The organism is Pelagibacterium sp. (assembly GCF_035555455.1).
In the GTDB taxonomy this organism is placed as follows: domain Bacteria; phylum Pseudomonadota; class Alphaproteobacteria; order Rhizobiales; family Devosiaceae; genus Pelagibacterium.
Genome location: NZ_DATMGM010000042.1, coordinates 1 through 17,453, shown reverse-complemented (window position 1 = coordinate 17,453; position 17,453 = coordinate 1). Strand labels below are relative to the sequence as shown.

Annotated in this window: 18 protein-coding genes and 1 riboswitch; of the genes, 10 read left to right on the top strand and 8 right to left on the bottom strand. The window is 65.3% G+C overall.

Annotated elements, in window-relative coordinates:
- Window positions 1-81: 81 nt before the first annotated feature.
- On the top strand, window positions 82-807 hold the full coding sequence (locus tag VNS12_RS08280) for an SIMPL domain-containing protein (RefSeq protein WP_325487359.1): 726 nt from the start codon (window positions 82-84) through the stop codon (window positions 805-807).
- 18 nt (window positions 808-825) lie between these two features.
- Here VNS12_RS08280 and VNS12_RS08275 read toward each other — a convergent pair whose 3' ends face one another.
- The 3 genes from VNS12_RS08275 to VNS12_RS08265 are packed head-to-tail and all read right to left on the bottom strand — an operon-like array spanning window position 826 to window position 2,845.
- Window positions 826-1,221, bottom strand: a complete 396-nt coding sequence (locus VNS12_RS08275; RefSeq protein ID WP_325487358.1) for a Fur family transcriptional regulator — start codon at window positions 1,219-1,221, stop codon at window positions 826-828.
- A complete protein-coding gene (locus VNS12_RS08270; RefSeq protein WP_325487357.1) occupies window positions 1,222-2,022 on the bottom strand; it encodes a metal ABC transporter permease in 801 nt (266 codons plus the stop codon). It lies immediately after the preceding gene.
- A complete protein-coding gene (locus VNS12_RS08265; RefSeq protein WP_325487356.1) occupies window positions 2,015-2,845 on the bottom strand; it encodes a metal ABC transporter ATP-binding protein in 831 nt (276 codons plus the stop codon). The genes VNS12_RS08270 and VNS12_RS08265 overlap by 8 nt, the downstream gene beginning before the upstream one ends.
- A gap of 135 nt (window positions 2,846-2,980) precedes the next feature.
- On the opposite strand from VNS12_RS08265, the gene VNS12_RS08260 reads away from it, so the two are divergent.
- Window positions 2,981-4,015: a zinc ABC transporter substrate-binding protein gene (locus tag VNS12_RS08260; protein WP_325487355.1), complete on the top strand. Its 1,035-nt coding sequence runs from the start codon at window positions 2,981-2,983 to the stop codon at window positions 4,013-4,015.
- A 13-nt stretch (window positions 4,016-4,028) separates the two neighbouring features.
- Here the strand turns inward: VNS12_RS08260 and VNS12_RS08255 are convergent, their stop codons facing one another.
- Both VNS12_RS08255 and VNS12_RS08250 read right to left on the bottom strand, forming a co-directional pair.
- Entirely contained in the window at window positions 4,029-4,406 is a 378-nt protein-coding gene (locus VNS12_RS08255) for a DMT family protein (protein ID WP_325487354.1), read from the bottom strand.
- 100 nt (window positions 4,407-4,506) lie between these two features.
- Window positions 4,507-5,484, bottom strand: coding sequence for an aldo/keto reductase (locus VNS12_RS08250; RefSeq protein ID WP_325487353.1), 978 nt, complete (start codon window positions 5,482-5,484; stop codon window positions 4,507-4,509).
- An 86-nt stretch (window positions 5,485-5,570) separates the two neighbouring features.
- A riboswitch (cobalamin riboswitch) is annotated at window positions 5,571-5,794 on the top strand.
- A 294-nt stretch (window positions 5,795-6,088) separates the two neighbouring features.
- On the opposite strand from VNS12_RS08250, the gene cobW reads away from it, so the two are divergent.
- Genes cobW through cobO form a run of 4 tightly spaced genes read left to right on the top strand, consistent with a single transcriptional unit; the run spans window position 6,089 to window position 11,974 of the window.
- Complete coding sequence (gene cobW, locus VNS12_RS08245) at window positions 6,089-7,141, top strand: cobalamin biosynthesis protein CobW (RefSeq protein WP_325487352.1); 1,053 nt, start codon at window positions 6,089-6,091, stop codon at window positions 7,139-7,141.
- Entirely contained in the window at window positions 7,138-7,359 is a 222-nt protein-coding gene (locus VNS12_RS08240; protein WP_325487351.1) for an alkylphosphonate utilization protein, read from the top strand. The genes cobW and VNS12_RS08240 overlap by 4 nt, the downstream gene beginning before the upstream one ends.
- A gap of 6 nt (window positions 7,360-7,365) precedes the next feature.
- Window positions 7,366-11,283 carry a cobaltochelatase subunit CobN gene (gene cobN / locus VNS12_RS08235; protein WP_325487350.1) on the top strand — a complete coding sequence of 1,306 codons (3,918 nt, stop codon included), beginning with the start codon at window positions 7,366-7,368 and terminating at the stop codon, window positions 11,281-11,283.
- Window positions 11,284-11,332: 49 nt separating this feature from the next.
- Window positions 11,333-11,974 (top strand): cob(I)yrinic acid a,c-diamide adenosyltransferase, encoded by a 642-nt coding sequence (cobO, locus tag VNS12_RS08230; RefSeq protein ID WP_325487349.1) that lies wholly within the window; start codon window positions 11,333-11,335, stop codon window positions 11,972-11,974.
- Between the two features lie 52 nt (window positions 11,975-12,026).
- On the opposite strand, the gene VNS12_RS08225 is transcribed toward cobO, so the two are convergent.
- Both VNS12_RS08225 and VNS12_RS08220 read right to left on the bottom strand, forming a co-directional pair.
- A complete protein-coding gene (locus VNS12_RS08225) occupies window positions 12,027-12,326 on the bottom strand; it encodes a DUF4282 domain-containing protein (protein ID WP_325487348.1) in 300 nt (99 codons plus the stop codon).
- 90 nt (window positions 12,327-12,416) lie between these two features.
- Window positions 12,417-12,890: a hypothetical protein gene (locus VNS12_RS08220; RefSeq protein ID WP_325487347.1), complete on the bottom strand. Its 474-nt coding sequence runs from the start codon at window positions 12,888-12,890 to the stop codon at window positions 12,417-12,419.
- Window positions 12,891-13,038: 148 nt separating this feature from the next.
- On the opposite strand from VNS12_RS08220, the gene VNS12_RS08215 reads away from it, so the two are divergent.
- A complete protein-coding gene (locus VNS12_RS08215; protein WP_325487346.1) occupies window positions 13,039-14,064 on the top strand; it encodes a LacI family DNA-binding transcriptional regulator in 1,026 nt (341 codons plus the stop codon).
- Between the two features lie 106 nt (window positions 14,065-14,170).
- Complete coding sequence (locus VNS12_RS08210; RefSeq protein ID WP_325487345.1) at window positions 14,171-15,160, top strand: cobalamin biosynthesis protein; 990 nt, start codon at window positions 14,171-14,173, stop codon at window positions 15,158-15,160.
- Here the strand turns inward: VNS12_RS08210 and VNS12_RS08205 are convergent.
- Complete coding sequence (locus VNS12_RS08205) at window positions 15,157-15,912, bottom strand: cobalt-precorrin-6A reductase (protein ID WP_325487344.1); 756 nt, start codon at window positions 15,910-15,912, stop codon at window positions 15,157-15,159. The two genes, VNS12_RS08210 and VNS12_RS08205, sit on opposite strands and share 4 nt — an antisense overlap.
- Before the next feature lie 47 nt (window positions 15,913-15,959).
- Here VNS12_RS08205 and cobA point away from each other — a divergent pair, with 47 nt between their 5' ends.
- Window positions 15,960-16,802 (top strand): uroporphyrinogen-III C-methyltransferase, encoded by an 843-nt coding sequence (gene cobA / locus VNS12_RS08200; RefSeq protein ID WP_414693092.1) that lies wholly within the window; start codon window positions 15,960-15,962, stop codon window positions 16,800-16,802.
- On the top strand, window positions 16,795-17,453 hold a 659-nt coding region (locus VNS12_RS08195), incomplete at its 3' end, for a cobyrinic acid a,c-diamide synthase CobB (RefSeq protein ID WP_325487343.1). The genes cobA and VNS12_RS08195, both read left to right, overlap by 8 nt.

The following is a 17,453-nucleotide window of genomic DNA, read 5'->3' as shown; positions in this document are numbered from 1 at the left end:
TGCCCGCCCAAAACCCACCACAATTGAAGCGCCCCATCAGCACTGCGCCGGGGGGCGTTCGCACGTGAAGGGGGTATCTCCATGTTGTCGCTATCTCGCATCCTTTCCGCCCTGCTGGTCGCCATCGGCATTGCACTGGCCGGCTATCTCGCAGGCCAGGCGCTGATCGCGTCGCGCGAGCCGATCCGCACGGTCACCGTCAAGGGCCTGTCCGAGCGCAATGTGATGGCCGATCTGGGCTATTGGCCGATCAAGTTCGTGGCCACCGGACCAACGCTGGAAGCGGCCCGCAGCCAGCTCGAACAGGCCGATACTGCCGTGCGCCGGTTCCTCGTCGAGGCCGGGTTTCCCGAAGAAAGCATGAACGTGCAGAACATTCTCGTCGAGGACCGGCTGGCCGGATACAACGCATCGGGCACCCCCGACGAGGCGCGGTTCGTGCTCACCGAGGAGTTCATCGTCACCTCCGCCGATGTGTCGGCCATCGCCGAAGCGGCGCGCAATGTAGGCGATCTGTTGCGGTCGGGGGTGGTGTTTTCCTCCGACAATTACAATGCCGGCCCCAGCTACATCTTCACTGCCATCAACGACCTCAAGACCGACATGCTGGCCGAAGCCACCCAGCGGGCGCGCGAGGCCGCCGAGCAGTTCGCCGTCGAGGCGGACGCGACGGTCGGCACCATCCAGACCGCCAATCAGGGCGTGTTCGAAATCCTCGCCGCCGTCGATATCCCCGACCAGCGCAGCGAAAAGCAGATCGACAAGAAGGTGCGGGTGGTGACCACCATCACCTATTTCCTCGAATAAAAGGCAACCGGAGGAGCATCACGCCGCGCAGGCGCGGCATTCTCCGCGGATTTCCATGATGGTGCGGGTCGGCACAAAGCCCTCGCGCCCGGCCCAGTCGGCCAGCCGGTCGCTGACCACATCGTCGGAAAATTCCGAGACCTGCCCGCAGCGCTCGCAAATGGCAAAGGCGATCAGCCCCGAGGGGTGGCAGTGGGGGCGGGCGCAGGCGATGAAGGCGTTGAGCGATTCCAGCCGGTGCGCCAGCCCGATATCGAGCAGCTTGTCGAGGGCGCGATAGATCTGCAACGGCGCGCGCAGCCCCTCCTCGCGCAACTGGTCGAGCAGGGCATAGGCGCTCAGTGGCGCTTCGGCCTTTTCCAGCCGGTCGAGGACAAGGGCCTGATTGCGGGTGAGGTCGGGATGCGCACTCATTTATGTCGCTCCTTTGGACTTGTCAGGCAGAACGGAGGTGAGGGCAAAAACCCCCAGCGCCGCCACCACGATCGAGGGGCCCGAGGGGGTATCGAAATGCAGCGAGGCCCACAGCCCGGCGAGCACCGCCACCACCCCGCCCAGCGCGGCATAGAGCGCCATCTGTTCGGGCGTTTTGGCCAACCGCCGCGCCGCCGTCGCGGGGATGATCAGCATGGCGGTGATCAACAGGACCCCCAGAACCTTCATGGCGACGGCGATCAATGCCGCCAGCAGCACCATGAAGATCAGCCGCGCTCGTTCGGGCCGCAGCCCTTCGGCCTGGGCGATCTCTTCGGACACGGTTCCGGCCAGCATGGGCCGCCACAGCCAGGCGAGCGCCGCCAGAACCAGTACGCCGCCGCCATAGATCAGCGCCAGATCGGTTACCGACACCGCCAGAATGTCGCCAAACAGCAGCCCCATCAGGTCGATGCGCACCATGGGCATCAGCGCTACGAGCACCAGCCCCAGCGCCAGCGCCGAATGGCTGAGCAGGCCCAGAAGCGAATCCGCCGAAAGCATCCCGCGCCGTTCGAGGAACCCCAGCAGCAGCGCGGCGGTCACCGCGATGACGAACACGCCGGCCACCGGTGACACCGAGAAGAACAGTGCCAGCGCCACCCCCAGAATGGCCGAATGGGCCATCGTGTCGCCGAAATAGGCCATGCGCCGCCAGACGATGAAACTGCCCATGGGCCCGGCCACCGCCGCCAGTCCGATCCCGGCCAGAATGGCGCGGGTGAAAAAACTCTCAAGCATGGCCGCCCCGCTCCTGCTTCAAATGCGTATGCTCATGCGCCCCGTGCACATGCCCCGCTCCGCCGGTCGCCCGGACGCTGCCATCGGGCAGATGCGCGTGGTCGTGCTCGTGGCGATAAATGGCCAGCGACCGCGCCGCGTGCGGGCCGAACAGCGCCGCATATTCGCCGCTGGCCGCCACCGTGTCGGGCGGGCCCGAGCAGCACACATGGCCATTGAGGCAGATCACCGTATCGGTGCGCGCCATCACCACGTGCAGATCATGGGAGATCAGCAGCACCCCGCAGCCGGTCTCGTCGCGGATGGTGCCGATCAGGTCGTAGAGCGCAATCTCGCCGGAAAAATCGACCCCCTGCACCGGCTCGTCGAGCACCAGCAGGTCCGGCGCGCCGATCAGGGCGCGGGCGATCAGCGCGCGCTGGAATTCGCCGCCCGAAAGGGTATGCACCTGCGCCCGCGCCAGCGCGCCGATGCCCACCATGTCGAGCACCGCAGCGATCCGGGCCGCGCTGTGGCGGCCGGTCAGCCGCATCAGCCGCTCCACCGTCAGCGGCAGCGAGCGGTCCATGGCGACTTTTTGCGGCACATAGCCGATCCTGATGCCCGGCGCGCGCCACACCGTGCCCTCATCGGGGGCCAAAATCCCCAGCGCGGTCTTCACCGTGGTCGACTTGCCCGAGCCATTGGGCCCGATCAGCGTCACGATCTCTCCGCGCCCGATGGCCATATCAACGTTGCGGACCAGCCAGCGGCCCTCGCGGCGCACGCCGATCCCTTGCACATCGACAAGGCGGGTTCGTTCGGGGGGCTGAAAAGTCTTCATGCGGTTTCCGGTTTTGGCGGCAAAGCGAGTCTTTTGCGGCAAAGCACGCGTTTTGCAGATTGACAGCGCTGCAAATGTTATAGCATTACATTGCCCTGTAATGTCATAACATAATCATCAAAAGGCGCTCCGACAATGCCAAAATTCATGCTTCCCCTGGCCACCGCCCTGCTGCTTGGCACCGCCAGCCCGGTGCTCGCCGCGCCGAACGTTCTGGCCAGCCTCAAGCCGGTCCATTCTCTGGTGGCCGGGGTGATGGAGGGCGTCGGCGCGCCCCAATTGCTGGTTCAGGGCGCCGCGTCTGAACATGGCTACACCCTGCGCCCCTCCGATGCCGCCCGCATCGAAGCCGCCGATCTGGTGTTCTGGATCGGCCCGGAGATGGAAACCTACATGACGGGCCTGCTCGATACGCTTGGGGGCGACGCCGTGGCCGTGCCCCTGATCGAAACCGAAGGCCTCACCCTTCTGGATTTGCGCGAGGGCGGCCTGTTTGAAGCCCACGAGCACGGCGATCATGACCATGATCACGAGCACCACGATCATGAGCACGACCACAACCACGACCATGACCATGACCATGACCATGACCATGACCATGACCATGACCATCATGAGCACGGCGAGGACGAGCACGACCACCATGATCATAGTCACAGCGATGCCCATATCTGGCTCGACCCGGCCAATGCGCGCCTCATGGTGGCGGCCATCGCCGAAGCACTGAGCGCCGCCGATCCGGACAATGCCGAGGCCTATGACGCCAATGGCCGTGCGCTTGTGGCCCGGCTGTCAGACCTGCAAGACAATATCGCCGCCCGCCTCGCGCCGCTCGACGGCAAGCCGTTCTTTGTCTTTCACGACGCCTATCACTATTTCGAGCATCGCTTCGATATCGAGGCGACCGGCAGCTTCACCGTCAATCCCGAAATCGCCCCCGGGGCCGGACGGCTGACCGAAATCCGCGCCATCGTGGAACAGTCCGACGCGGTATGCCTGTTCGCCGAACCGCAATTCCCGCCCCGCGTCATCGATACCGTCGCTGAAGGGACCGGGGCGCGGATCGGCACGCTCGATCCGCTCGGCGCCACCATCCCCGATGGACCCGAGCTCTATTTCACCCTGCTCGACAGCCTCGCCGACAGTCTGATCGACTGCCTCGCGGACTGATCTGCAAACCCCGTTACCGGATCGGCCCCTTGAAGACGAAAAACGCCCCCAGCCCGATAAAGGCAAAGCCCACAAGATGGTTGAGGGTGAACTTTTCGCCCAGATAGAGCATGGCGAACAGGGCAAAGACCGAGAGCGAGATCACCTCCTGGATCGTCTTGAGCTCGGCGCCCGAATAGACGCCATAGCCGATCCGGTTGGCGGGCACCGCCAGCCAATATTCAAAAAACGCGATGCCCCAGCTGGTCAGCACCACCACCCACAGGGTTGCCCCGGGAAATTTGAGGTGCCCGTACCAGGCAAACGTCATGAAGACGTTTGAGGCGAGCAAAAGCACGATGGGGGCGACGAGCGCAAACAGCGACGGGGCCGCGGCAACAGTTGCAGGCATTGGGCGTTCTCACATGCAGGCCCAACACCGATCGGGGGCCATCCACGCCTAATTCTGTGCGGCCCCCACATCTGAAAAGCAAGCGTGGAGAAAAGTGCCGTTAAACTTCGCCGCGAATATGGGGACGGACCCGGTCGGCATAAAACCGGGCGAGATCGTCATGGGTTTGCTGCGACAGGGGCGGCAGGCCGCTGGCCTCGGCATTGATCCCCACCTGTTCGGGCCGCGACACCCCGGCAATCACCGACGACACCGCATCGTGATCGAGGATCCAGCGCAGGGCGAACTGGCTCATGGCCATATCCGCCGGCACATAGGCCTCTAGCGCGTCGGCCAGCTCCACCCCCTTCTCGAACGGAACGCCGCCAAAGGTTTCCCCCACCGAAAAGGCCTCGCCGTCGCGGTTGAAACTGCGATGGTCGGTGGGCGCGAATTCGGTCCGGGCGGTAAATTTCCCCGACAACAACCCCGAGGCCAGCGGCAGGCGCACGATGATGCCCACCTCTTCGGCCTTGGCCCGGTGCAGCAGGCTTCGGGCCGCGTCCTGGCGGAAGATATTGAAGATGATCTGCAACGTCGCCAGTCCGTCCCGGGCCAGGCACAGTTCCGCCTCGGCCAGCGTTTCGACGCTCGCGCCCCAGTTGCGGATCAGCCCCTCGTCGCGGATCGCGTCCATCCAGCCGAAAATCTCGCCCTCTTCGAGCACCGCGCGCGGCACGCAATGGAGCTGGGCGAGGTCGATGGTCTCCACCCCCAGCCGCCGCGCCGATTCCTCAAGGCTCTCGCGCACGCCGGCAAGGGTATATTTGTCCGGATAGAGCGCCGCCGAGCGTCCCACCTTGGTCGCGACCACCAGATCGTCGGGCTTGCCGAAAAACGTGCCGATCCGGTGTTCGGACAAGCCGTTGCCATAGACATCCGCCGTATCCCAGAAATTGATCCCCAGCCGGGCGGCATTGGCCAGGATCGACGAGGCTTCCCCATCATCGACCGGGCCGAACTCGCCCCCCAATTGCCAGCACCCCAACCCGATTTCGGAAACCGCAAATCCCGTCCTGCCCAGAAGTCGCGTCTTCATGTGTCTGCTCTCCCGTTTGCGTCTTGTCTTTTTTAGCGGGCGCCTGCCATGCCGTCGATGCAATTGACTTGGGTTCACCGCCCATGCCAAACCTTAACCGTGTTGGTTCCCCTTTCGTTGCACGAGTCGAAACGGGGAAGCAAAAGGGAACACGGTGCGGACGACCCTCAAAGGGGCCAAACCCGTGGCTGCCCCCGCAACTGTAAGCCGCGATGGCGTCCTCCATTTGCCACTGGCCGTCTGGCCGGGAAGGCGGGGGACTGCTGCCCGAGCGGTGAGCCAGGAGACCTGCCAGCACACCGGACCGGAGCCCTATGAGGCGACCGGAGTTTTGCGTTCGCACACGGAGGGTGTTGCCGATGACGATGACCAGGATTTTTGCGGGTTTTCCGCGCAGCGTTTCGGTTTTCCGGGTCGGCTTGGGCCGGTCCTGACCGGTCCCGACCGGGGCTTTCGCGCAGCGCGCCACCACAGCTATTGCGGGCCTTTTTTGGCGCTTTTGCCGCCAAAAACCCGCCAGACCACGCAGTTTTGATCTCAGTTTCCACGGTTGCGCGCACCACCCTGGGTGGCGGGCGGACCCTCAGCTTTCACGGAGCTTTCCATGAGCACGAAAATACCGACCACCGTCATCACCGGTTTTCTGGGCGCGGGCAAGACCACGCTGGTGCGCCACATCCTTGCCAATGCCAAAGGCAAGCGCATCGCCCTGATCATCAATGAATTCGGCGATATCGGCGTGGACAAGGACGTTCTGGCCGGGTGCGGCGACGAGACCTGCCGCGAAGAGGACATGATCGAACTCGCCAATGGCTGCATCTGCTGCACCGTGGCCGATGATTTCATTCCCACCATGGAAGCGCTGCTGGCCCGCCCCGATCGCCCCGATCACATCGTCATCGAAACCTCCGGCCTTGCCCTGCCCCAGCCGCTGATCCGCGCGTTCAACTGGCCCGAAATCAAATCGCAGGTGACCATCGATGGCGTGGTGACCGTCGCCGATGCCGCCGCGCTCGCCGAAGGCCGTTTTGCCGCCAATGAGGAAGCGGTCGAAGCCCGCCGTCGGCTCGACGACATGCTCGATCACGACACCCCCCTGGGCGAGTTGTTCGAGGACCAGCTGGTCGCCGCCGATATGGTGATCCTCAACAAGACCGATCTGATCGATGCCGAGGCCATCGAGGCCGTCGAGCGCGAACTGAATAAAGCCATGCGCAAGGGCGCCCGCATCGTGCGCGCCGCCAATGGCCAGATCGATGTCGCCGCCTTGCTGGGTCTGGGCATCGGCTCGGAAGACGATCTTGCCGGCCGCGAAAGCCATCATGAGCAGGACCATGGCGGGGAAGGCCATGAGCACGACGATTTCGACAGTTTCTCGGTCACCCTGCCCGCCGGGCCGGGCCGCGACCAGCTGCTCGCCGCCATCGCCGAGACCATCGCCAGCCACGACGTTTTGCGTCTCAAGGGTTTTGCGGCTATTCCCGGCGCACGGGCCCGTCTCGCCATTCAGGCGGTCGGCCCGCGCATCAACGCCTATTTCGATCGCGAATGGCGGGAGGGTGAAGAGCGGGTGACCCGGCTCGTGGTCATCGGCGAAAGCCCCCTGCCGCGTGCAGCAATCGAAGCCGGGCTTAACAGCAAGGAAGCAGCAGCATGAGCGATATCGTCGTTCGCGACGCCCATGGCAACGAACTGGCCGATGGCGACTCCGTCACCGTGATCAAGGACCTCAAGGTCAAGGGCAGCTCGGTCGTCGTCAAGCGCGGCACCATGGTCAAGTCCATCCGGCTGACCAACAACCCCGAGGAAGTCGATGCCTCCATCCCCAAGATGAAGGGCCTTGTCCTGCGTACCGAATTTCTCAAGAAGGCCTGATCCACAGTGCATCTGCTTGCTGCCCAGGCCGGAGCGCTCCAGCAGGAGGGCGAGGCCATCGACCTCGCCCAGACTCCCGGGCGCTTTGCCTTTGCCTCCTCCGCCGATAGCGAATTGGCCATGCTGGCCGCCGCTGCCGACCGGGCAGGCGAAGAGGGCTTGCGCCTCGCCAGCCTCATGCGGCTGGCGCATAATTTCTCCGTGGATTTGTGGTGCCAGGACACCCTTGTCCACTCCAAACTGATCGTCATCCGGCTGATCGGCGGGGCCGCCTATTGGTCCTATGGCTGCGACGAGATCGAGATGCTGGCCCGCCGCCATGCCATCCCGCTGGCCTTTTTGCCCGGCGACGCCAATCCCGACCCGATCCTCCTGGCCCGCTCCACCATCGATGAGGCCGACTGGCACGCCCTGCACAAATTGTTCCTTGCCGGTGGCCCCGACAATGCCGACGCCATCCTCGCTGCCTTTGGCGCGCTGGCCGAAGGCAAGCCGGTTCCCGCAACCGCCACGCCTTTCCCCGGCTTCGGCTTCTGGGACCGCACCCGCGGTATCGTCGATACCGTCCCTGTTTCCCCTGCCGCTGCGGGAGGCGATGCCCCCGAAGGGTGGCGCGACACCCATCGCCCCCGCGTCCCCATCCTGTTCTATCGCGCGGTCCTCGAAGGCGCGGGCACGGCCACGCTCGAAGCGCTGATTGCCGGGCTGGAAGACGCCGGGCTCACCCCGGTGCCGCTGGTCATTTCCTCGCTCAAGGCCGCCGATTGCGCCGGTTTCGTGCAACGGACGCTGGGCGAACTCGCCCCCGCCGCGATTTTCAACCTCACCGGCTTCGCCTTGGGGGTCGGCGACTTGTCCCCCGAGCGCAATCCCTTTGCGCTCTGCGATGCCCCGGTGATCCAGCTGGTACAGGGCTCGCGCCCGCCCTCCATGTGGGCCGACGATCCGCGCGGGCTGACGGCCAAAGACCTCGCCATGCAGGTGGTGCTGCCGGAAATTGACGGCCGCATCGGCGCGCTTCTGGTCGGGCACAAGGCCGAGGCCGTATGGCACGAGCGCACCCAATGCCCCCTCACCGCCTTTGCCCCCGAACCCGACGGCGTCGCCCGCGCCGTGGCGCTGGCCGGAAATTACGCAAAGCTGCGGTGCAAGGCCCCCGCCGCGCGCCGCCTCGGCATGGTGATGGCCAACTATCCCCTGCGCGATGGCCGCCTGGCCAATGGCGTCGGCTACGACGCCCCCCAATCGACCATCGAGATGATCCACACGCTGACGGCGGCGGGGTATGTGATCTCAGACGGAGGGGAAACCGCAATCTCGGCGCCCCCCTCACCCCCAACCCCTCTCCCACCGGGGGAGAGGGGGGCTTTTGAGGGAACGCCCTCCGCTCCACACACTCAGAACCCCTTCTCCCCCGGTGGGAGAAGGTGGCCCGGCGCAGCCGGGTCGGATGAGGGGGGCGCTGCATCCGCCACAAACGGCACGGGTCCGTTTTCCTCCGGCACCAGCCTGATCGAACATCTCCAGACCGGCCCCACCAATGGCCGCCCCCAACATGGCACCTCCGATGCCGTGCTGCCGCTCGCCCGCTATGCGGACCTGTTTGCCACCCTGCCCGCCGAAATGGCCCAAGAGGTCACCGCCCGCTGGGGCGCGCCCGAGGCCGATCCGTTCGTGCGCGGCGACAGCTTCCATCTGCCGGTGAAGATTTTCGGCAATCTGGCCGTCCTGCTCCAGCCTGCCCGCGCCTATGATCTGGCCGAGGAGTTGAGCTTTCACGATCCCAATCTGGTCCCGCCCCATGCCTATATCGCCAGCTATCTGTGGCTGCGCCATGAGTTCGGCATCGATGCGCTGATCCATAATGGCAAGCACGGCAATCTCGAATGGCTGCCCGGCAAGGCCAACGGCCTCGATTCCCGCTCCTATCCGGCAGTGCTGTGGGGGCAGGTGCCCTATTTCTATCCCTTCATCGTCAATGATCCGGGCGAAGGGACCCAGGCCAAGCGGCGCACCGGGGCGACCATCATCGACCATCTGGTGCCCCCGCTCACCCGCGCGGAAACCTATGGACCGCTCAAGGACCTCGAAGCGCTGCTCGATGAATATTACGCCGCCATGGGCATGGATCAACGCCGCCTCGACTCCCTCAAGCGCCGCATTCTCGAATTCTCCCGCGATGCAAGGCTCGATGCCGATCTGCACCTGCCGGAAAACGAGGACGAAGCGCTCAGCCAGATCGACAATTTCCTCTGCGAACTCAAGGAATCGCAGATCCGCGACGGGCTGCACATTTTCGGGCGCTCGCCCTCGGGCGAATTCGAGCGCGATCTGCTGGTTGCTTTTGCCCGGGTGCCGCGCGGCGAAGGCCAGGGCGGCGATGCCTCGCTGATCCGCGCTCTGGCCGACGATCTGCGGCTTGGGGTCGATCCTTTAGCACTCGATCTGGCCGCGCCGTGGACCGGCCCGAAACCCGAGGCCCTCGATACCGGCGGCGTCTGGCGTTCGGCGGGCGATACCATCGAACGGCTCGAAGCGCTGGCCGGTGACCTCGTCACCGGGCGGCAGCCCGACCCCGACTGGGTCGCCACCCGCACGGTGCTCGACACCATCGAAACCTCGATCCGGCCCCGGCTGACCGCTTCGGGTCCGCGCGAAATGCAGGCGCTGCTCGATGGGCTGGACGGCAAATTCATCGCCCCCGGCCCCTCGGGCTCGCCGACGCGCGGACGGGTCGATACCCTGCCCACGGGGCGCAATTTCTATTCCGTCGATAACCGCGCCATCCCCACCCAAACCGCCTGGGCGCTGGGCCAGCGGGCGGCGGAAGATTTGCTCAAGCGCCATTTTCAGGATCACGGCGTCTGGCTCGATGCGCTGGCCATGAGCGTTTGGGGCACCGCCAATATGCGCACCGGCGGCGATGATATCGCCAAGGCGCTGGCGCTGATCGGCGCGCGCCCGGTCTGGCAGGGCGCGTCCCTTGCGGTGATGGGCTATGAGATCATTCCGCTGGCCAAACTCGGACGCCCCCGGGTCGATGTCACCTTGCGCATTTCCGGGCTGTTCCGCGATGCGTTCCCCGCCCAGATTGCCCTGTTCGATCGGGCGGTGCGGGCCATCGGCGCGCTCGACGAGCCGGTCGAGGATAACCCCATCGCCGCGCGCATGCGCACCGATGCGCTGAGCCTGATGGCCGAAGGGGCCAGCGACGACGAGGCCGGTTTACGCGCCGGGCACCGGGTGTTCGGGTCCGCGCCGGGCAGTTATGGCGCAGGCGTCGGCAAGCTGGTGGAAAGCGGGCGCTGGCAGGAGATGGGGGACCTGGCCGAAGCGGTGCTGGTCTCCGGGCAATACGCCTATGGCGCGCACGCCGAAGGGATCGCCGAAAAAGGGCTGTTTGCCGACCGGCTGCGCAGCGCCAGCGCCGTGGTGCAGGTTCAGGACAATGCCGAGCACGATTTGCTCGATTCCGATCAGTATTATCAGTTCGAGGGCGGATTGTCGGCGGCGGTCGAGGCGCTGTCGGGCCACCGCCCCGCAGCCTATCACCTCGACACCTCGCGGCCCGACCGCCCGGTAGTGCGCACGCTGGAAGAGGAAATCGCCCGGGTGATGCGGGCCCGCGTGGTCAATCCCAAATGGATCGGCGGCATGAAGCGCCACGGCTATCGCGGGGCGTTCGAGATCGTCGCCACCGTCGATTTCATGTTCGGCTTTGCCGCCACCACCGGCGCGGTCAAATCGCATCATTTCGATTTGGCGTTCACCGCCTTTATCGAGGATGACGCCACCCGCGCCTTTCTCATCGAGGCCAACCGGTTTGGCTATGAAGAACTGATCGAGCGCTTCCGGGAGGCCCGCGAGCGGGGCTTCTGGTCCCCGCGCTCCAACGCCGCCTACGCCTATCTGGAGGCGCAATGATCCGCCTTCAGCGCTTGCCGCCCCTTCCATCGACGCCGAGGAGTACACCATGACCGAGCGTGTTAAAAAGACCGACCTGATGACCGAGGCCGAGCGCGACGCCTATCACACGGAAAAGATGAAAAAGAAGAAGGCGGCCCGCGACAAGCTGGTCGCCGCCAATCAGGCCGAAAAGGGCCTCCTGATCGTTCACACCGGCAAGGGCAAGGGCAAATCGACCGCCGCCTTCGGCATGGTGTTCCGCGCTATCGCCCACGGCTTCAAGGTGGGGATCGTCCAGTTCGTCAAGGGCAAGTGGCACACCGGGGAGCGCGACATTCTCGAACACTTCCCCGATCAGGTCACCATCAACGCCATGGGCGACGGGTTCACCTGGGAAACCCAGGATCGCCAGCGCGATCTGGCCGCCGCCCGCATCGCGTGGGACCGCGCCAAGGAGCTGATCGCCGATCCCGAAGTCGATATGGTACTGCTCGACGAGCTCAACATCTGCCTGCGCTACGATTACCTGCCGCTTGACGAGGTGATCGAAACCCTGCGCAACAAGCCCCAAAACAAGCACGTGATCGTCACCGGCCGCAACGCCAAGGACGAGCTGATCGAGATCGCCGATCTGGTCACCGAGATGACGCAGATCAAGCACCCGTTCCGCGAACAGGGCGTCAAGGCCCAGGCCGGCATCGAGTTCTAGAAGCTCTGGCAGGGGGATGACCGGACACCCGGTCATCCCCCCATTGCCAGCCTTACGACTTGGTGCCGTCGCGAATATCGCGCAGCAGGTCGCGGATCGAAAAGATCACCAGCCAGAATTCGACCAGCAGCCGCCAGCCGATCACCCCGATGATCCCGCCAATAAGGGTCATCAGCGCGCCGATGATGCCGCCGCCCGTCCCCATGGCGCCGCCATAATAATTGCCGCCAAACAGCATCCCGAAAAACCCGACCAGCGTCGACAGCCCGATCAGGACCAGCCCGATCCAGTAGATCACGGTTACGATTCTGGGAAAGACGAAGCTGTCAAAATTGAAAAATGCCCTGATCATCGGTGTCCCCTCCGTTCACCTCAACAAGCGACCAAAGAGTGGGAGAAAACCGGGGCGTTGGCAAGCAGGGTTAACGAGAGCGGTTCCGGACTAGAAACACGCCCCATCCTGCCCCAGGCTTTGGCCCAGCCGCATGGCGATGGCATCGAATGACGGGATATCGGCTGCCGGATAGTCGAGCCGCACATTGGCCGTCTGCGCCCCGTCGCACACGAGGATGGTCTTGGCGTAAAACACGTGCCCGCTGCGCGTTCCGCCCCACGCGGCCCAGTCGGGGGTTTCCGAGCGGTAGGTGATCGCCCAGCCCTGGGCTTCCTCCTGGTCCACCCGCGCGCGGATATCGGCGGAAAACGTCCCCGCCACCGGCGCGCCCCAGGCGGTGACCGTCGAACGCCCGTTGGCGGCGCGAAATCGCTTGCCGTCGCCCAAGCCCTCTACCGGTCCGTCCGCCGCATAGTCTGCAGGAATATCGACGGCGGTTCCGAATCGCGGATTGACATATCGCGCCCAGTCCCCGGCCAGCAAGCTGCTGGAAAGGCTGGTAAAAATCACAATCGCTGTCATCGCACGCATCATCATCTGCGCATGATGGCGTCCCGATTATGGCTTTCGCAAGCCCTTGATTGCCCCGCGCAACGCCATGGTTCCGCTTTGCGCACAACTGGCGTAAACAGGACCCTCCAACCACGGAGCGAGGGACCGGAGGGGACGGGTGAAAAGACCATCGATCGGGGATGTGGCGCGCCAGGCTGGCGTTTCGACCGCGACGGTATCGCGGGCCATCAACGCGCCGGAAACGGTCACCGAAAAGACCCGCCTCAAGGTGCAGGCGGCGGTCGAGGCGCTCCATTACGTCCAGTCGGTCACCGCGCGCAATTTCAAGATGCAGCGCGCCAATGCCGTGCTGGTGGTCGCCAATGACATCGGCAACATCTATTATTCCGAGATTTTCCGCGGCATCCAGCGCCGCGCCGAAACCTCGAATTATTCCATCACCATCACCAATCCCAGTCCCGGCGGCACCCAGGATCTGATCCTGTCAAATCTGCGGACGTCCAAGGTCGATGGGGTGATCATCCTGTCGGGCCACGAGATCACCGAGCACGATCTGTCTTTGCTCCATAAGCTCTATTCGGGCACTCCGCCCATCGTCGCCCTCGGCGAGGAGCGCGGCTATACCCAGCTCGCCCACATCCTCATCGACAATGAGCAGGCCGGCTATGGGGCCGGGCGGCATCTGATCGAGATGGGTCACACGCGGATCGGCCACACCTATGGCCCCAACAACACCCCGGTGCGCCGGGCCCGCGCCAACGGGCTGCGCCGGGCGCTGGCCGAGGCAAAGCTGATCATCAACGACCGCTGGTTTTTCGAAAGCGGGTTCTCTGCCATTGGCGGGCGCGCCGCCGCCCAGAGTTTCTTGTCGCTCAAGGACCGGCCCACCGCGATGTTCTGCGGCAATGACGAGGCGGCCATGGGCTTTATCTCGCAATTGCACCGCTACGGGGTTTCGGTGCCCGATGATCTGTCGGTGATCGGGTTCGACGATATCGTCTTGGCCGACAGCTACGTGCCGGGCCTCTCCACGATGCACCAGCCCAAGGAAGAAATGGGCCGCCACGCCATGAACCTGTTGCTCGACATCATCGAGCGCCGCAACACCAGCCCGATGCCGGTGGTCGAATTGCCCATCCACCTGGTGCCGCGCGAGTCGGTGATCCGGCGGCAAAATCCGTAATCGGGTTCGTGCTCCGATCAGCCGCTCCCAAAAGGACGATTGTGATCTTCGGCCAAACCATGCTACCCGGCAAACCGAACCGAAGTACTCAACTTTACCTGTGCGCGTGAAAAGACCCCTCGTATTTTCCGTTTCGCCAAGGGGCGACGAGATTGCCCGCCATGTGGCCCAGCTGCTCGGCGCACCGGTGCATCTGTGCGGGGCGGGCCGCGAGGACGCCGCGCCGCTGGTGGCAACCGCCTTCGCCCAGCGCTCGCCCATCGTCGGGGTGTGCGCCGCGGGGGTGCTGATCCGCCTGTTGGGCCCCGATCTGGGCGACAAGGCCACCGAGCCGCCGGTGGTTGCCGTGTCTGCCGATGGCAAGGTGGCAGTGCCGCTGCTCGGCACCCATCGCGGGGCCAACGCGCTGGCCCGCTGGGTCGCCGACGGGTTTCGCGGGTTTGCCGCGGTCACCTCGCTGTCCGACACGCTCTATGAATTCTCTCTCGAAGACCCTCCCCCCGGCTACACCATCGCCAACCACGAAGCGGTGCGCCCGGTGATGGCGGCGCTGCTCAACGGCGAAAAGCTGCGCGTCGATGGCCCGTCGGGCTGGCTGGAGCTGGCCGGATATCCGGTGTCGCGCGAGGGCAGCCAGTTACTGCGGCTCACCGAAAGCCCGGCCCCCGGTCCCGGCCTCCTGGTCCATCCGCACACCATCGTTGTGGGTCTGGGCTGCACCAGCGCCGCAACGCGCGACGAGATCGCCGCTCTGGTCACCGCATCGCTGGCCAAGGCCGATATCGCCCCCGCCGCCCTTGCCGCTTTTGCCACCGTCGCGGGCCACAAAAACATGGCCGCGCTCGCCGCCGCCGCCGAACAGTTCGAGGTGCCGCTGCGGGTCTTCACCCGCCGCGAGCTCGACCGCGAGCGCAAGCGCCTCGCCACCCCGTCGGATATTGTTGAGGACGCGACCGGTCTGGCGGGCATCTGTGAAGCGGTGGCGTTGAAAGCCGGGCAGTTGATCTTGCCCAAACAGATCAGCGGCGCGGTCACCTGCGCCCTGGGCAAGGCCGAAATCCCCCTCGATGCCGCCGGGTTCGGCAAGCCCGCCTAACCCACCCCGTCGATCATCAGCACGACATCGGCAACGCTGTGCGCCACCAGCGCAGGCGGCAACAGCGGTCGGCGCACCATCACCACCGGGATTCCCAGTTGCGCCGCCGCCTCGATCTTGGCGGCGGTCTGCTCACCCCCGGCGTGTTTGCTCACCAGATGGGTGATCGCTTCGGCCTGCATCAGCGCCCGTTCCGTCTCCAGCGCAAACGGCCCGCGCTCCGCAACCACGCGCCAGCGCTCCGGCACGCCCTCCGGCACCTCGATCATGCGGGCGACAAAGCGGCAATCGGCGCGCCCCATGAACGGCGCCAGTTCCTGCCGCCCGATGGTCAGCAGCACGTTTGCTCCGCCGGGCAACACCTTGGCCGCCGCGTCCATATCGTCGACCTCGATCCATTGCGCCCCCTCCGGCCTTTTCCACTGCGGACGCTCGATCCGGATCAGTGTCACCCCCACCGCTCGCGCCGCTTGTGCAGCGTTGGCGGAAATCTGTGCCGCAAACGGATGGGTTGCATCGATCAGCACCTCGATCCGGTACGCATCGAGATAGGCGGCCAGCCCCGCAGCCCCGCCAAAACCGCCAATTCGCACCGAGCCTATGGGCCGCTCCGGCTGCCTTGTGCGCCCGGCCAGAGACGAGGTCACCGTGTGTCCCCGCTCCACCAGAAGCGCCGCCAGCGCGCGCGCCTCCCCGGTGCCCCCGAGGATCAATATGCGCCGCGTCGCTGTGCCATCATTGCCCATGCTCATGGCATGGTTCTATACAGCCTTATCATTTATGCCACACGGGGATTCGAGTGTTCGGCTGGCTCCGCCGCAAATTTGGAAAGACCGACCGTTTCGCCCGGTTGGACGCGACGCAATTCCCGCGTTTCGCGCCCGGCACCGTCTGGCTGGTCGGGGCCGGTCCCGGTGCGCCGGGGCTGATCTCGCTGCTCGGCTATTACGGATTGGGCGAGGCCGACACCATCGTTTATGACGCGCTGGTCGGGCCCGACCTTCTGGCCATGGCCAATCCGCGCGCCGAAATGATCTATGCGGGCAAGCGCGGCGGCAAGCCGTCCCCCAAACAGGCCGATATCACCCTCACGCTCATCGAACACGCCCGCGCCGGCAAGAAGGTCCTGCGCCTCAAGGGCGGCGATCCGATGATGTTCGGGCGCGGCGGCGAAGAAGCGCTGGCGCTGGCCCGCGAGTCCATCGGCTTTCGCATCGTGCCCGGCATCACCGCCGGGGTTGGCGGGCTGGCCTATGCGGGCATCCCCGTCACCCATCGCGACACCAATCACGCGGTGATCTTTCTCACCGGTCACGACGAAAAGGGCGGCGTGCCGCAGGCGGTCGACTGGCCCGCCGTCTCCACCGCCGCGCCGGTCATCGTCATGTATATGGCGATCAAGCATCTGGGCTCGATTGCCGAAAAGCTGGTCGCTGCGGGCCGGTCCCCGGAGGATCGGCTGGCGGTGGTGTCCAACGCCACCCTGCCGTCGCAATCGGTTGTCGAAACCACGCTGGCCGACGCTTCCACCCTTGCCGCGCGCACCGACATTCCCACCCCCGCCATCGTCGTGGTCGGCCCGGTCTCGCGCTACCGGCAAACCCTTGATTGGTACACCGGCGGGGAGAACGCCCTTGGCTGAACACCCGCGCGGGCTGATCGTTGCGGCCCCTCGCTCGGGCGCGGGCAAGACCTCGATCACCCTCGGGCTGGCCAGAGCCCTCGCGCGCGCGGGCTATCGCGTCGCGCCCGCCAAGACCGGGCCCGACTATATCGACCCGGCCTTTCTCGCCGAGGCAGCGGGCAGCCCCGCCATCAATCTCGATCCCTGGGCCATGGACGCTGCCACCCTGCGCGGCCGCGCCGCCGCCCATGCCACCGATCACGATATCCTGTTGATCGAAGGGGTGATGGGGCTGTTCGATGGTGCGGTTGATGGCACCGGATCCACCGCCGATCTCGCCGCCACGCTTGGCCTGCCGGTTATCCTCGTCGTCGATAGCGAACGGCAGGCCCAGTCGATTGCCGCGCTGGTGCATGGCTTTGCCACCTGGCGCCAAGATGTGCAGATCGCCGGCGTCATTCTCAACAAGGTCGCCTCCGACCGGCATGAGACCATGCTGCGCAGCGCGCTGGAACCAACCGGCCTGCCGTGCCTCGGCTCGATCCCCCGCCGCAGCGATCTCGATCTCCCCCGGCGGCATCTGGGTCTGGTCCTGCCCCACGCCATTGAGGGCATCGCCGACTATTTCGATCGCGCCGGGGCGGTGATGACCACCCATATTGATTTCCG

Coding starts and splice junctions, on each gene's coding strand:
- VNS12_RS08270 (WP_325487357.1), bottom strand. CDS start 2,022: ATGCTTGAGAGTTTTTTCACCCGCGCCATTCTGGCCGGGATCGGACTG.
- VNS12_RS08220 (WP_325487347.1), bottom strand. CDS start 12,890: ATGACAGCGATTGTGATTTTTACCAGCCTTTCCAGCAGCTTGCTGGCC.
- VNS12_RS08205 (WP_325487344.1), bottom strand. CDS start 15,912: ATGAGCATGGGCAATGATGGCACAGCGACGCGGCGCATATTGATCCTC.
- VNS12_RS08255 (WP_325487354.1), bottom strand. CDS start 4,406: ATGCCTGCAACTGTTGCCGCGGCCCCGTCGCTGTTTGCGCTCGTCGCC.
- VNS12_RS08280 (WP_325487359.1), top strand. CDS start 82: ATGTTGTCGCTATCTCGCATCCTTTCCGCCCTGCTGGTCGCCATCGGC.
- VNS12_RS08260 (WP_325487355.1), top strand. CDS start 2,981: ATGCCAAAATTCATGCTTCCCCTGGCCACCGCCCTGCTGCTTGGCACC.
- VNS12_RS08275 (WP_325487358.1), bottom strand. CDS start 1,221: ATGAGTGCGCATCCCGACCTCACCCGCAATCAGGCCCTTGTCCTCGAC.
- VNS12_RS08225 (WP_325487348.1), bottom strand. CDS start 12,326: ATGATCAGGGCATTTTTCAATTTTGACAGCTTCGTCTTTCCCAGAATC.
- VNS12_RS08240 (WP_325487351.1), top strand. CDS start 7,138: ATGAGCGATATCGTCGTTCGCGACGCCCATGGCAACGAACTGGCCGAT.
- VNS12_RS08250 (WP_325487353.1), bottom strand. CDS start 5,484: ATGAAGACGCGACTTCTGGGCAGGACGGGATTTGCGGTTTCCGAAATC.
- cobO (WP_325487349.1), top strand. CDS start 11,333: ATGACCGAGCGTGTTAAAAAGACCGACCTGATGACCGAGGCCGAGCGC.
- VNS12_RS08265 (WP_325487356.1), bottom strand. CDS start 2,845: ATGAAGACTTTTCAGCCCCCCGAACGAACCCGCCTTGTCGATGTGCAA.
- cobW (WP_325487352.1), top strand. CDS start 6,089: ATGAGCACGAAAATACCGACCACCGTCATCACCGGTTTTCTGGGCGCG.